The sequence below is a fragment of the Sulfuriroseicoccus oceanibius genome, assembly GCF_010681825.2.
Taxonomy (GTDB): Bacteria; Verrucomicrobiota; Verrucomicrobiia; order Verrucomicrobiales; family SLCJ01; genus Sulfuriroseicoccus; species Sulfuriroseicoccus oceanibius.
The window spans coordinates 2,814,084-2,828,145 of the sequence record NZ_CP066776.1 but is presented as its reverse complement, the minus strand read 5'-3'; the positions used below and the strand labels follow the sequence as shown (position 1 = coordinate 2,828,145).

The window sequence follows — 14,062 nt, the reverse complement described above, 5'->3', positions numbered from 1 at the left end:
ACCAGCGTTCTACATGTTGCCACCTTGCATCATCTTTGGCCCCATCAAGAAGATTGGAAGGAAGGTTCCAATGAAGACCGTGGCAATCAGAATCACGGCGACGATCAAAACCACCAAGTTCAAGGCCGCGGTGAAATCTTCCATGTATGCGCGCGTGTCTTCCTCGTACATCTCCGACAACATCTTCAATTGGGTATCGATAGAGGCAGCCCTTTCACCAATGAAAAGCATGTGGGAAACCTGTGGGTCACAAGATGTGAATTTCTTGAAGGCCTCGGAAACCGGTAAGCCGGTCTCCTGATATTTGTTGGCAGCTTCCTTGAGCTCGTCGTGCATTGGCGTCCCTTTGACACTGCTCGCTGCGGTTTGAATAGCCTTTGCCAGGTTGATTCCGTTGGAGTGCAGCATGTGCATGGTTCCGAGGAAGGTCATTTGGCGAAGTCCCATGATGAGGTTGCGCAACAGGCGCCATTTGGACATCGCAATGTTGGTGATGATAGTCCGTAACCCCTCTGAAAATACGATCGCTACCACAGCGATAACGATTGCTATAACAATCGTAGACCACCATTCCTGGGTGAAGTGACTCATCTTAAAGATCAAACCTGTGAATGCGTCCGGTTCTTGGGCCACTTGCATGAGCATCTCCTCTACTTGGGGGACGATCTTCACCTGCGACATGATGAAAGCAAAGATAAGTAAGGAAATTACAACAAGTGGGACGGCAATTGCTTTCCTCACCTTTACCTTGAATTCGTGTGCCGTCTTGATGCGATGGGCTACTGCGGTGAAGGCCTGATCCAGTTGGCCGGACTCTGTTCCGGCCTGAACCAGACCAATGGTGGTGTCGTCGAAGAGCTCTGACTTACGGAATGCCTCATGAATCGGAACCCCCGCTGTAATCGCCTCTTGAATGCCTATGACCTTATCAGCTACCGGTCGATTGGTCATTCCGTGGGCATAATACTTCAATGCATCACCTGTGTTGATCTGCGAGCGCAGCATTGATGCCATACCCCGGTAAAACTTGATAAGTTCCTTTTCGGGCATCTTGATCTTCTTTGGGCCGAAGATCTCGATCTCTTTGCTCGCCAAGGATTTCTTTTCCTTTTTAGGTGCGCTTCCCTCAGCTGTTTGCTCTTTCGCAGCGCCTTTGGGAGGCTTCGGGGTAACCGGTTTGGGGGCAACAGGCTTTGGCGCGGAGGATGGGACTTGATTGAGTGGTGGCATGGCGGGGAGCGGAGTGAGTGCGAAGGCGTTACGAATCGATCCTAGTCGGTGTAGGTCATATCAATGACCTTGGCGAGTGCTTTGAGGTCGGTTTTTCCGGCTTCCAATAGGCGAAGACCACTTTTGCGAAGGGACGGCAGGCGGCCTTCTTCCTGGATTCGGATCTCCAGCTCGTACGGGCTGAGTGTGCCTTTTGAGAGCTCATCGGAGACTGAGGGCGAGATCGGGATGATTTCCAGAATGGCGGTACGTCCTTTGTAGCCACTGCCTCCGCATTCCGAGCAACCCTCAGGGGCCGCCTTATACACCTCTTTGTGTGCCCACTCTTCCTCCAAGTTGAAAACCCGGCGATCTTCCTCTGAGACGCCATCGAGGCGGATCTTGCAGGACGTGCAGAGTTCCTTACAGAGACGCTGGGCGCAGGCTGCTTTTAGAGTCTGCGCGATCTTCCAGCGCTCCATTCCGAGCTGCTCGAAACGTTCGATGATCTGACTGGCCCGTGGCGTGTGGACCGTGGTCAGCACCTTGTGACCGGTAATAGCGGCCTCGATAGCAAGTTCTGCGGATTCGGTGTCACGCACCTCACCCATCAGGATGATATCCGGGTCACTTCGCATGAACGAGGAGATCATGGGTTTGAACTCGGCAGGGCCTTTCAAGTCACAGTGGGTCACGCCGGGGATTTCATCCTCCACCGGGTTTTCCAGAGTGAGGATGTTGACCTCGGGTTCGTTGAGCTCGCGCAGCATGGCGTTGAGCGTGGTGGACTTACCGGATCCGGTAGGTCCGGACATCACGATAATACCAGCCGGGATACGCATCACGCGGCGTAGCTCGAAAAGGGTCTCCGGGTCGAAGGCCATGTTGCCTTTACCGAGAGCAACGCTCAAGTTGCCTTTGTCGAGCAATCGCATGGTCACGTGGTAACCACGGTAGGTCCGGTGGCGCTCGTAACGGACGTCGATACTGCGGTGAAGGTAGGAAAGACTGAAACGACCGGAGATGCCCGGGCTGGTCGAACGTTTTTCGGTCGCCAGCTTCATCAAGTTCATCAGGAAGGCGTCGACACGGTCGCGCAGCTTCATTGGAAGCTGGTACTTCTCGCCCAGGTCCCCGTCGAGACGGTAGCTGTAGTAGAAGGTGTCCTTCTCCACTTTGATGTGAATATCAGAAACACCAAGCTGGACGGCGGTCGCCATCATAGTGGCGATCAATTGGGCGATGGGTTCGTCGTACTTCTTAAGGACGTCGAAATCCTGAATTTCGTCGTCGGTGTCTTCGACTTCAATTGCTTCGAGCTCGGATTTCCCGGGGCCGGCAGTCGACGAGAGCACCTCGACGATCTTGGTGATCTCCGAGGGGAGCGTGACCACCATGGTGATCTCAAGCTCAGGAAAGATCAGCCCGAGGTAGTCGAGCGGCAGGTCGTTCCACGGGTCACAGACCGCCACGATCAGGAATTTTCCTTCGCGTGCGATAGGCGCGAACATGCCGCGGTTGAGGACTTTTGGGTCGCAAACGCGTACCAACTCCATATCCGTCAATGCGGCCACTTTCGGGATAAAGGGGAGATCGCGCAGCGAAGCAATTGCCGCCATCAGGGTCGAACGCGTGGTCTTCGACTCGATCTGGTCGTGGTTGATGTTTGCGATTGCCGGGTCATGCGCCTCAAGACGCGCCATGATCCGGTCGCTGATGCCTTCATTGAAGGTGATGCTGTCGATAGAGATCATAAGCCGAATTGTTTCTCAAGGAGGGTTTTCCAGGTGTCGTAGTCCACGCGAACCACAGACATGAAGGGCTTGACGGGCTCGGTTGCTGAAACCGCATTTGCGACGAGTTCGGAGGCAACAAATGCGGCCTTCGGATTGATGGACCCAATTCCGATCACTTCCGACTCTTCAGCGTAGAGGATAGGGGTGAGCAACGCTTTGCACAGAGGTTTGACCGAATCGTGCCGCTCGTAGAATGCCGAGGGTTTTTGCAGCCGTCCTGCCAGTGGTACGTAAGGAACGTTGCGCTCCAGGGTCTTGGACACGGCGTCACCCAGTTGGCGGATGAACTGTGGGATATCGCGCGGTGAGGTGGTGCTGAGTCGCACGATGGTCTCGAATACTTCGACTGATGCCATGCCATCGAGTTCGGAAAGGTAAGCGGATTGAATCTGTTCCGCTTCGTCGAAGCTGAGGTGTTTGCGCGTGATGAGTGCGTCCAGGGTCTTTCTGGCCACGGTCTTCTGCTTGTCGCGCAAATCAGGATCCACAAAGCTACTGTTGGCGGACGAACCGCCTAGGTCATTGCCTTCGAAATCGGATGAAAACATGGGATTGGGTCTGGTGATCGAGACAAAAAGCGCCGCACCCCGGTAAAAACCGTGATGCGGCGTGGGAGGAACTAGTCAAACATGCCCCCCTCGAATTTCTTCGAGCTTGGGGTGGTTTTGGCAGGAGCCTTGGTCGCAGGTGCTGCCTGCTGAGATTGCGCTGCCTTGGCCTTTTGATAGGTCGCTTCGTAGCGCTCCATGTTTTGCTGCACCTTTTCATCGGCGCGCTCGGGGCGAACCAATGGGTTGCGCTGATCTTCGGCTTTGTCGTCACGTGGGCGCATGATGTTACGCACGGTGTTGCCCATGTTGGATCGATGGGCGACACCTTCGACGCGAGGTGAGAAGACTTCGTTGTGGTCGCTGTCCAGGGCTACGTTGTCGTAGATGGCGTCATTGGCGCGGAGATTTTCGATGGCGCTGGATGGATCGTACGAGGTCGGGGTGATGATGAACACCAAGCTGGTCGACTCCTTGATGGTTTCCTTGCTCTTGAAGAAGAAGTTCACCACCGGGATGTCACCGAGGATCGGGACTTTGTTCTCCTTGTTGCTGTCGGTGTATCCGTAGAAGCCACCGATGATCAGCGAGTGACCGTTAGGGACGCGAGCAATCGACTGAACCATCGATTCGGTAACGCGTGGGTAAACGTTGCCACTGCGGCCTTCGACGAAGTCGACGATCTGTGCGGTACGCGGGCGCAGGTCCATGCGGATGGTGTTGTCCGGCAGCAGGGTAGGGGTGACGGTAAGGGTCACACCGACCTCGCGGGTTTCGCCAGGGTTCTCCGCATCGGAGAGAGTTGGGTCGGACTCGTCGATGGTGTAGCGGACTTCGTCGGTGATGTTCTGGCCGGCGGATGTCTGCGAGATGGTCGAGGTGATGATTGGCACACGGTCGATGATCGTGATGAGTGCCTGTTCGTTGTCCTCGGTGATCAACGTCGGGTTGGTGCGCTGGTTGGCAATGTTGCCTTCGTTGAGTGCACGGAGCACGGCTTGGAGCTGAACCGGAGCAAGAACCAATCCGGAACCTGGGGTCGAGGAGCGGGTTTCGATCGAGTTGGTGTTGAGCGAGCCGTTGTTGGTAAGTTGGCCATTGGCGCCTCCGATCAAGCCGTTTGTAACGGAGTTTGCAAGCTCCTGTCCAGAAGTGAAGTCGTCGGTGGTGACCTTCGACAGCGAGCGTGAATCTGGCAGATTGAAGAGCGAGTTAAGGTTCTGAATGGCGTCGAAGGTCAGGCCCTGCTCGCCGAGAGTCGAGCTCCAGTCGACACCAATGCGGCTGCCGGCCGAGCTATTGATACGCAGGATCTTCGTTTCCACGATGATCTGCCCCTTTGGTCGGTCGAGCTTTGCCATGAAGTTGTTGATGCGCTCGATCCGGCGTTTCGAATCGATCACCAAAAGGGTGTTGGTTTTCGGCTCGAAGTTGACGGTTCCCGTGCCAGGAGTCAGCAGCGGTTGGATGATGCCACGCAGGTTCTCGAAGTCCGATGGGCGAAGATACTTGAGCTGATAGGCCCACTCTTCCTGCGGCAATTGTTGCACATCCTGAGGCGAGAGTGCGTAGATGGTGTTGCCACGGACGTGAATCTCGACATTGAAGCCAAATGCGAGCTCTTGGATGGTGGCAAGTGGATCTCCAGCGGCGATGTTACCGGCGACGGAGTATTGTGGTCCGTTAAGTGCCGGGTTGTGGGTGTAGGATTTGCCGGCCTGGGTGGCGAGCAGACCGATCACGTCATTGAGGGGTTCGCCCTCGAAAATCAGACCGTCAAAGGCGGCCTCGGCGGCAACGCGTTCGCGCTCAAGCGCACTTACCGGAGCGTCGGCAGGCGGTTCGCCTTGGGCATGGATTGAGGAGATCGACCCAATCGCCGTGGCGGCGATCATGGCCAAGGTTGGGATGGAGGGCTTCGTTTTCATGATGGCAATGGAGGAAAGTGGGGGGAGTTTTTGGTGTGGTTGGATGGGAAGATGAGCTTGTGGCTTGGTGTGGCTTTGTTACCGGCCGTGACGGGCGGTCGCCTTTTCTTCGGAGGTTACGTCTTGGAGGACAATGCCGCCGCTGTCGACCGATAGGATCTTACAGTTCAGAGGAGCGCCTCCGGTTTTAATGGTGACGGTGTCGCCTTGCTGGTAGGGGCGCATGCCGATATAGACTTGGCCGCGCGCCGCGTTGATCGCACGGATTCGGACATGGCGGTCGACCAGATCTTGGAATGGGGTGGACTGAACGGCCTCTTTGGGGCCTCGGATAGGCTTGATTATCTCGGGTTCCTTTGGTGGCTCGATCTCACCGTCTTTGATCACACCGAAGGGATCGTAGAGTCGGTCTTCATCTGCCATGGCAAGCTCAATGGCGACGTCTGATTGGGGGGCGGCTTCGTTAGCCTCCGCTGCATAAGCGGCCCCCGACAACACCCATGTGCAGGTGACCACTGCTGTAGCGAGAGATTTGATTGGAATGGTCATGGAATTCAATGGGGTTACTTGGTCTCCTTCTCCCACGCTGTGTAGGAGAGGTTGAAGATGAGGTCATCGTAGCCGCGTTCACGGCCAATGGTCATCGATTCGAGAGCGAGTTGAGGCAGCGAGGTCTCGATTTTCTGCAATGCGAGCTGCATCGGTAGGTAGGTTCCGCGGAATGCCAGTTTTACCGTGGATGATCTTTGGCGTGCTCCGTTGGCGAGACTGCCAGGCTTGCTGGGTGAGAACTGGCGGGAGGTCAGCGCGAGTTGGGACGGAGTGAAGTCAGACTCGACGGACTTTAGTGTTTCTGCTGCCGTCGGGCGGATGTCATCCGTCAGCACTTTGTACCAATCATCAAGTTCCTTTGAGGTCGGTTGTACGTCACTGCGCAGTTTATTGACTTGCTGCTGGAGTGCGTTGTGCTGGCTGAACGCGGCTTCGCGCTCATCCGCTTTGGCGGAGATCTTGCTCTTCACCACCACGCAGGCAATGCAGAATACGATGGTTGCAACCGCAGGGATCGCAATTCCAAACAGGGTGATAGGCTTTGTGTAAGCGCTCATAAAGAATATCTGATACTGTGAGATGTTCTCCGTGATTTATTTCGGTTGCTTGCCTCTGGTGAGAGCCAAGTCGTCTTTGGCCGAGTACTGGAGATCGATCTTCATGGTAAAACGTGTCGGGCAGTTCTCCAGATCGAGCGGTCGGGTGACTCGGGCACTCCGATTGTATTGCGGGTTGTTGCCGAGGGTCACGTTGATCAGTAACTGCCGCGTATCCGAGCTCGGGTCGAACGATTGAATGCCTGTGGCGTCGGTGATTTCGGTGAAGACGGCACTGATTCCATCGCGTGAGTTCAGCGAAGTGAGGTGCTCCTCGCCGACATCGGTTGCAGCGCCAGTGATCGTCCAACTGCGGGCGAATGGAAGGGTGTTGCCCTTCTTAGCCTGCTCGACGCGGGCGGAATATTCGACGTTCTCTACAAGGACCCCCGAGTCCTTTGGGAAAATCCGGGCAATCAATTCGAGAGTGGTCCAAGCAGAGGTACGGTCTGCGAGGATATTTTCCCAATGGGCATGCGCCTTTTGTTTTTGTTGTAAGAGATTGATTTCGCCATTGAGCATCGAGGTGGTGGTCTCATCGTACTGCCAGCTCTCGTTGGATATGGCACTAATGACTCCGGTCATGGTCAATCCAAGAGCGCCGATCGCCACCAAGGCAAAGACAGGTTTCGCCAATTTGCTCAGCTTGAGCAACTGCATCTCCTTCCACGACGGAATGGCAGCGGACTCATCAGCGGGAGGGGCGAGGAAGTCTTGGAAAGCCCAACCTTGCCCACCAAGCATCTTGAACGTGTTAGAGTGCTCGGATGCGGTGTAGTCGGGAAGAGCCATGAGCATTTCCGGACGGCTGCCTGCGCATTGGGTCACTGGCTCCACTCCTGGCTTGATCACGTCGATCACGGGATCGTCGTCCAAGTGCAAGGTGGCGTGGAGCTGGGTCACCAAGGGCTCGATGTCCGTCGAGGTCATCGGTACCAGAATGATCTGCGGCTTTTGCAACTCGTTCGCGTGGACCGCAGCGGTCAATGTGTCGCTCAGGTTGGGCGGATGAGGGCGGCCCCGGTGTGGCAGCGCACGCACTTTGATCAATTCGCCATTTGGACTGAAGATCGAGAGCGCCGAAAACTTGTGGTAGTGCAGGACGACCAACTTGGGTGCTTCGTTCTCAAAGTCGAGGAATGCCGGCAGTAGGGCAAGAAAGGCAAGTGGAGCGCTGACGCCTTCCGTGACAATTGGGAAGTTGCGCTTTTCGCCCAGTGCCCGCAGGTTGGCGAGCACCTCTTGGTATCGGTGCGAGATCGCGACGGTGGTGCAGATCGGAGGCGTGATGGCGCCAGGCGTTGGGATGATGCGCCATGACGTGTCTTCGGTCGCCATGCCTTCGTCGCCGATGAGTGAGTGGGGATTTGTGGACAGTTGCTCGCTCAAGGCGTCGAGCTGGTTCCAATCGGAAAAATCTTCGAAAATCTCAGTGGTCGCGAACTCGTCCGCGATATGGAGCACGATGCCCAGGCTCTTGGCCTTCGGGTGGCGTTTGAGGATCTCGTCAATGGCAGCCTCCAAGGCATCCATCGAGCGCAGTTGAGGCAGATTCAGGTTCGGTCCGTCGCTCCAAGCTTGGTCGGACTCTGAATACACGGCAGACGCCAAACGTGGCGAGCCGGTGGTCCGGATATGCCACTGGAGTCCAACTTGATGAGCCGGCTTGTACCAGTCCGGATTGGATGCGCGCGAGCTTGAGTTCGCGACCATGCAGGCCTGACGGTAGGCTTTGACTGCTGAGAGTGTCTCTGGGTGATGGAGCTGATTCACGATTTCTGTGTTGAGACCAGGTAGGGAGGGCGGAAAACTGGAGCAGGATCACAGCCAGGTTGAGCAAAAAGGAGGATGGAGTTTGCTCTAGCCGATCGGCTGTTAAAAAGGGCCGCCCTGCGTTGCCCGCAAGCAGCGCAGGGCGGCGGAATTTATCAACTTGTAGTACCGTGCCAGCAGGGGGGGGCGCAGCCGATACGGTAAAGTCGCTTGATGGTTAACCTAGAGGCTTACCAATCTCCGGTCTTCGAAGCGTCAAGCCCGCTCCCGTCCCACTGTGGGTCGTGGTTTTTGGAAGCGTTGAGGGAGCATGTAGTGACTACATCACCCGCTGCTGGGACTTCGGTACCGAGATCCAAGGTGTATGTTCCTCCTCCGGGGCACTCTGGTAATGCCTCCAAGAACTTGCCAGTCCCGATGAAGTCGCCTTGGCTCATGGCAGTGTCCTGCGGGATGCCGTTCAGGTTCACGTAGGAACGCATCGCAAGTTGAACGTTGCGAATGTTGAGGACGCAGGCAGTGCGGTCCGATCCCTCTTTGTATGCCTGGGCGCCGAAGAAGAGGACGCCGATCAGGGTGAGAAGGACGAGGATCACGATGGTGAGCTCGAGAAGGGTCATGCCCTTGTTCTTACGCAGTGTATTTTTTTTCATGATGGTTGGGGTATTAATTTAGTTATTACCAGTTTCTGTTTATTTGAAAACTCCGTAATGGAATGGAGTTAGAATTCGGAGGTGTCTTCACCCCGTTTCATCCGGTTGTTTTCAAAAGTTTCCGCGTCAATGAGACCTTGACTGTAAAGGTTGTAGAGTTGGGCGTCCCACTCGATGTTACCCGAGCGTCTGATGACGTCTTCGAGGGCGCGGGAGCCGCCGTAGTAGTTGGCGATGGCTGATGAGCAGGCATCGTCACCGTTTTGGAGGAACTCGTAGGTCAGAACGCGTCCGTTTTCGGTTCTGAGGAGTCCCTGGGAAAGGATGAATACGAGCATTTCACTCATGCGGCCGAGGATGGCCTCGTGCTTCTCGCGAGGGAACATCTCAAGGATACGTCCCATGGTTTTGACCGCGCCGGTGGTGTGGAGTGTGGAGATCACGAAGTGACCGGTCTGGGCCGCCTCAAGCGCGGTCTCCATGGCTTCGCGGTCACGGATCTCACCGAGCAGGATGATGTGAGGTGCTTTACGCAGCACGTCCTTGAGCCCCTGGTGATAGCTCGAGACGTCGCGGCCGACTTCCTGCTGGGTGACCAAGCCGGGGCTGGCGATTTGGTAGCCGGATCCCTCGGGGTCGTCCATGCTCGGCGGGTAAGAGTATTCGACAGGGTCTTCCACGGTCACGATGTGCTTCGCGTGGTTGCGGCGAAGCCAGTCGATCAAGGCGGCGAGAGTGGTGGATTTACCGGACCCTGTTGGTCCAGTAACAAGTGCAAGTCCTGCACGACGCTGGACCGCGGCGCGCATGGCGTCGATGAGGTCAGTGGACAGCCCCAGCTCCTCAAGCTCTGGGATGGAGTCGTTGAGAATACGGCAGGTGACCCCGAGGCCGGAGGCACTGAAGTGTGCCTGGATACGCAAGCGGCCGCTGAGGCGCCCTGCGCCATCCATATCGATCTGCTGGCAAGCGAAGTCTGCGACCCTGGTTTTATGGAGGCAGTAGAGGACATCAGAGTCTTCTCGGTTGGCCTCGAAGCCTTCGAAATTGCGGTTGGTTTCCTCCTTGAAGCGGATGAGTTCCTTGAGCACGTCGAGGACGATTTCCTCGGAAAGGATGCCGGGCTCGGCGAGGATGCGCATGCCTTGGCTGGTTTCGACGTAGAGCAGGCGGTTCGAGCGGAACTGAATGTCTGAAACCCCGAGGTCGGTACCTACAGCCAATGCCCAACGCAGCAGTTCAGCGCCGCTCCGCAAGTGGAACGCAGCAGCGGACTGGTCCGATGAGAGTTGGAGAGTGCTGTCCGCGTCATCGACAGACAGACGCAGCGACGTGCCGGTCTGGTCGAGGGTAAAGCGCGGATCAGGTGTTTCGTGGGCGGCTTCCATTCGGGATCGGGGGAGGGGGGATTAGCGGTTGCCAAGTTCCACAGAGACCTGTGGGACCATCTGTTCTAACGTGATTAGCTTGGCTTTGTAAAGCTTGGAGAGGAAAAGAAAGCGATCTTCCATTTGTGTCCTGCGTTTTGCAGAAATGTTGGTCCAGAGGCCTGTTTGTTTAAGAGCGTTGCGTTTTTGCACAAAAGTGGTCAGGCAGTAGTGGTAGTCTTGGAGGATAGGAACGAGCTTTTCTGGAGTGGCGGTTTCCGGTTCCCAATCGTAGATGAGGCTGAAGAGGATGTCCTGAGTGGCGGCGGCTGTGAGCCATGGAGCCGGGTTCTCTGACGACTCATCTGCCAGTTTACGGACGCTTTGAGCGAGCTCGCGCAGCTCCGATGTGGACTTGAGTTCTCTGCCTAAATCATTGGTTGAGTAGAAAAGATAGAGGTTGTTGAAATTGGTGTAGTTGAGCGGGTCGAGTTTGTGGGCGAACTCCAGCTTACGTTCAATTTCGTTAGAAATGAATTGCTTGTGGCGAGGGGTCATCGGTTCGTCCGATGTTTTGGTGAATCTAGCGGCCGAGAGTTGCTGTAGTCGAGTTTTCGCGCGGCTGAGCATCGGCTCCTGTGGTGTTGCGGAGCTTGGAGTTACTTTTGGCGTGTGGTGGTCGTGACCACAGTCTGGTCCGCAATCCGGGCCGTGCGCGTGAGGTTTGTGATCGGCTTTGGCGTGGTGGTCGTGGCCACAGTCGGGTCCGCAATCCGGACCGTGTGCGTGAGGTTTGTGATCGGCTGTGGCGTGGTGGTCGTGACCACAGTCGGGTCCGCAATCCGGGCCGTGCGCGTGAGGTTTGTGATCGGCTTTGGCGTGGTGGTCGTGACCACAGTCGGGTCCGCAATCCGGACCGTGTGCGTGGGGTTTGTGGTCGGCTTTGTCGTGGTGGTCGTGGCCACAGTCAGGTCCGCAATCCGGGCCGTGTGCGTGAGGTTTGTGGTCGGCTGTGCCGCGGTGGTCGTGACCGCAGTCTGGTCCATGGACGTGGGTGTCTTCACTGCTGCCGTGGGTACAGCCGTCGGCGCATTCGGGGCCGTGGACGTGTGGTGCGTTCGGGTCATCTGCTCCTTCGTGCCAGTAGAAGTCGATTGATCCCTGTGCCGTGAGCGCGAGGGTTTTGCCAAACGGGCTGCCGTTGATGGTGGCTACGTTTGGCTCGTACTCGAATGCGCTTTGTCCGCCGGACGACAAGCCGTTGGCACCAAGCGCCCACAAGCCTGCGCCGACGCCGATAGCGGCGAGACCGAGGGTACGGGGATTGGAAAGAAGCGAGGGCATGTTGCGGGGGATTGGGGGATTGGGGGATTACTTGCTGGATTGGCGCGAGTTGAATGCAATCGCGCTGATACCGAGCAGCACGAGCGCTACGCCCAACAAATAAATAAGGATGTCAAAAAATGTGGAAGATGTCAGTTGTCCGGATTTGAACACCAAGCGGTGGGTCAGATCGGCGAGGTGGAAATGAGGGCTGACGGTCCACAGGGTGTCTGCGACTGGGCTACCGCTTTCACGTGAGAACATGCGCAGGTAGCCGACTCCGTAGAGTCCATGTAGCCCAAGCCCGAGAGTGACCAGATAGGCGACGGTGGATCCGACGCGAGTGCCGAGGCTGACGGCGAGGAAGACCAGAGAGCCGATCGAAATGCCAGCAAGCAGCATGTATTGGAGCGTGAGGTGGCTCCAAGCGGTGGCTTGGTCTTCAGCGGCCGGGGAGGCTCCGAAAATGGTGATGGCACCGGTGATCAAGGTGAAACCAATGACGAATACCATCACGGCGCTCCACCCTTGGAAAAGTTGGCTGAGTTGGCCGGTTCCCTGGCTGGCGAAGTAGTCGCCCAGGCCGTCGCGGCGGAGGCGGGTGCCGATGGCTGCCGCTTGGTAGAGTCCCCAGGTCAGGCAGATGAGCCAAAAGAGAACCCAAGCCGTGTGGGCGCGTGCCGGCTCAATCAGTGACGGCTCTTGTTCCCATGGAGTCATGGTCGGGAAGACCAAGGCCCCGACGACGAGCAGCAGTGTCCAAACGATCCAGACCTTGTGCTGTATGATGGTGGCGAGGAATAGGCGGAAGATGTCCATAGTGAAATTGTTCTGCGTTGGGGATTGAGAACGTTAGTTCAATTGGTCTTTCAGCGAACTCCAGCGATGGGATTGCTCGTTGGTGAGGTGGGTGAGTTTGCCGTCGGTAATGGTGACGACACTCGGAAACTGCATCTCATCAGAATCCGGGTGGCAGGTGATCAGTCGCAGTGTGTTGGCGGTGTCGTTCTGCCAGTGGTCGAGGAAGAATTGCTGTGTGAACGCGTCGAGTCCGGTGAATGGTTCGTCAAGCAACATGATGTTTTGAATGGCCGGGGAGGTGCGGCACTCCGCCATGATGAGGATGGTCTTTTGGCGGTTGCCTCGCGAAAGCTGACCGAATGGCTTTTTGACGTCGAGTTCCACCTTGTTGGCCATGGAGATGGCTTCGGCGCGGCGCTTCTTTGGTACGAGGGCTTTGAAGATGGAAGTGGGCGTGAGCTCGCGGTCGAAATCGAGGAATTCGTTTACGAACTGAAGTTTGCCATCGATCTGGAACGATCCGCTTTTGCTCTTGAGGTTTCCTGCGAGGGTTTTGAGCAGTGTGGTTTTTCCGCGGCCGTTGCGGGCGAGGAGGTAATGGTTGCCTTCACCGAGTGAGATCTCGTCACTGGTGGTGGCAAGTGGCTGTTTGTAGCCGATTGCGAACTGTTCGGAGAGTTGGATTTTCGGTTGTGGCATGACGGGGGATCTGCTGCTGGTTGCTGCGTGCTGGTTTAAAAATCAACTAAGGGCGGGGCGGACAAGAAAAAATCCGTCGATTGGCAAAACTGTGCATCCGGTTTGAATTCGTACGCGCGGATTTGCCGTGACTGGCTTCGTTTTTGGCGATGCGGTTTCAAGGAATGCGCGGAGTGCTACGGTTTGGATGCGGTTTTGGACTCGGTGATTCCCTGGTTTTCTTAAGTTTTGTGAAGTTTGTCCTATTCGGTCCGGTTTGACGTACCCGTGAGCTCCGCAAGAAGCCCCGCGCAGGCGTCGGTGACCAGATCGAGTACGTGTTCGAATCCTGCGTCCCCGCCGTAATAGGGGTCGGGGACTTCGATGTCATCGTGATGAGTGGTGAAATCACACAAGAGCCGGACCGGTGTTTGGTGGTCTTGGGCGAGTTTGGTGACGTTTCTCAGGTTCTCCTTGTCCATTACGAGAATGAGGTCGAAGCGGTCGAAGTCGTCACGCGAGATCTGGCGGGCACTTCCTTCGATGGCCAGTCCGCGCTGGCGCCCTGCGGCGCGCATCCGCGGGTCTGGTGCGGCTCCGCTGTGGTAGCCAATGGTGCCGGCGGAGTCACAAAGGATTGATTCGCCTTGTCCGGCTTTGATTGCGAGATGGCGCATCATGCACTCGGCTGCGGGTGAGCGACAGATGTTGCCCATGCAAACGAAGAGCAATCGCAGCGAGCCGTGGGATGGCAGGGTGGGCAGTTGGTTGCTGTCAGGTGCGTGGCTCATTCGGGGTCGTGATGAAAATCCATTGGGTGCAGAGTCTGCACTTGTCG

At 56.5% G+C, this 14,062-nt stretch carries 13 protein-coding genes; all 13 read right to left on the bottom strand.

The features are described 5' to 3' along the window. Positions 1-9: 9 nt before the first annotated feature. The 13 genes from G3M56_RS11405 to G3M56_RS11345 all read right to left on the bottom strand — a co-directional run bounded on the left by G3M56_RS11405 (position 10) and on the right by G3M56_RS11345 (position 14,015). Positions 10-1,230, bottom strand: a complete 1,221-nt coding sequence (locus G3M56_RS11405; RefSeq protein WP_164363631.1) for a type II secretion system F family protein — start codon at positions 1,228-1,230, stop codon at positions 10-12. Between the two features lie 41 nt (positions 1,231-1,271). Further along, positions 1,272-2,963 carry a GspE/PulE family protein gene (locus G3M56_RS11400; RefSeq protein ID WP_164363629.1) on the bottom strand — a complete coding sequence of 564 codons (1,692 nt, stop codon included), beginning with the start codon at positions 2,961-2,963 and terminating at the stop codon, positions 1,272-1,274. Then, a complete protein-coding gene (locus G3M56_RS11395; protein WP_164363627.1) occupies positions 2,960-3,553 on the bottom strand; it encodes a hypothetical protein in 594 nt (197 codons plus the stop codon). Before G3M56_RS11395 ends, G3M56_RS11400 begins: the two co-directional genes overlap by 4 nt. A 71-nt stretch (positions 3,554-3,624) precedes the next feature. Further along, on the bottom strand, positions 3,625-5,481 hold the full coding sequence (locus tag G3M56_RS11390) for a type II secretion system protein GspD (protein WP_164363624.1): 1,857 nt from the start codon (positions 5,479-5,481) through the stop codon (positions 3,625-3,627). 78 nt (positions 5,482-5,559) lie between these two features. Then, the gene (locus G3M56_RS11385) at positions 5,560-6,030 is read right to left on the bottom strand and encodes a hypothetical protein (protein ID WP_164363621.1); all 471 of its coding nucleotides are present in this window, start codon (positions 6,028-6,030) and stop codon (positions 5,560-5,562) included. A 14-nt stretch (positions 6,031-6,044) separates the two neighbouring features. Continuing rightward, complete coding sequence (locus G3M56_RS11380) at positions 6,045-6,590, bottom strand: hypothetical protein (RefSeq protein ID WP_164363619.1); 546 nt, start codon at positions 6,588-6,590, stop codon at positions 6,045-6,047. Between the two features lie 36 nt (positions 6,591-6,626). Further along, a complete protein-coding gene (locus G3M56_RS11375) occupies positions 6,627-8,402 on the bottom strand; it encodes a hypothetical protein (protein WP_164363618.1) in 1,776 nt (591 codons plus the stop codon). A 230-nt stretch (positions 8,403-8,632) separates the two neighbouring features. Beyond that, positions 8,633-9,055, bottom strand: a complete 423-nt coding sequence (locus G3M56_RS11370; protein WP_164363616.1) for a type II secretion system protein — start codon at positions 9,053-9,055, stop codon at positions 8,633-8,635. A gap of 68 nt (positions 9,056-9,123) precedes the next feature. Further along, positions 9,124-10,443, bottom strand: coding sequence for a type IV pilus twitching motility protein PilT (locus tag G3M56_RS11365; protein WP_164363615.1), 1,320 nt, complete (start codon positions 10,441-10,443; stop codon positions 9,124-9,126). Positions 10,444-10,464: 21 nt separating this feature from the next. Then, entirely contained in the window at positions 10,465-11,766 is a 1,302-nt protein-coding gene (locus G3M56_RS11360; protein WP_164363613.1) for an urease accessory protein UreE, read from the bottom strand. A 27-nt stretch (positions 11,767-11,793) separates the two neighbouring features. Next, on the bottom strand, positions 11,794-12,564 hold the full coding sequence (locus tag G3M56_RS11355) for a hypothetical protein (RefSeq protein ID WP_164363611.1): 771 nt from the start codon (positions 12,562-12,564) through the stop codon (positions 11,794-11,796). A gap of 33 nt (positions 12,565-12,597) precedes the next feature. Continuing rightward, positions 12,598-13,245, bottom strand: coding sequence for an ATP-binding cassette domain-containing protein (locus tag G3M56_RS11350; RefSeq protein WP_164363610.1), 648 nt, complete (start codon positions 13,243-13,245; stop codon positions 12,598-12,600). A 242-nt stretch (positions 13,246-13,487) separates the two neighbouring features. After that, positions 13,488-14,015 carry a low molecular weight protein-tyrosine-phosphatase gene (locus tag G3M56_RS11345; protein ID WP_164363608.1) on the bottom strand — a complete coding sequence of 176 codons (528 nt, stop codon included), beginning with the start codon at positions 14,013-14,015 and terminating at the stop codon, positions 13,488-13,490. Positions 14,016-14,062: the final 47 nt, after the last annotated feature.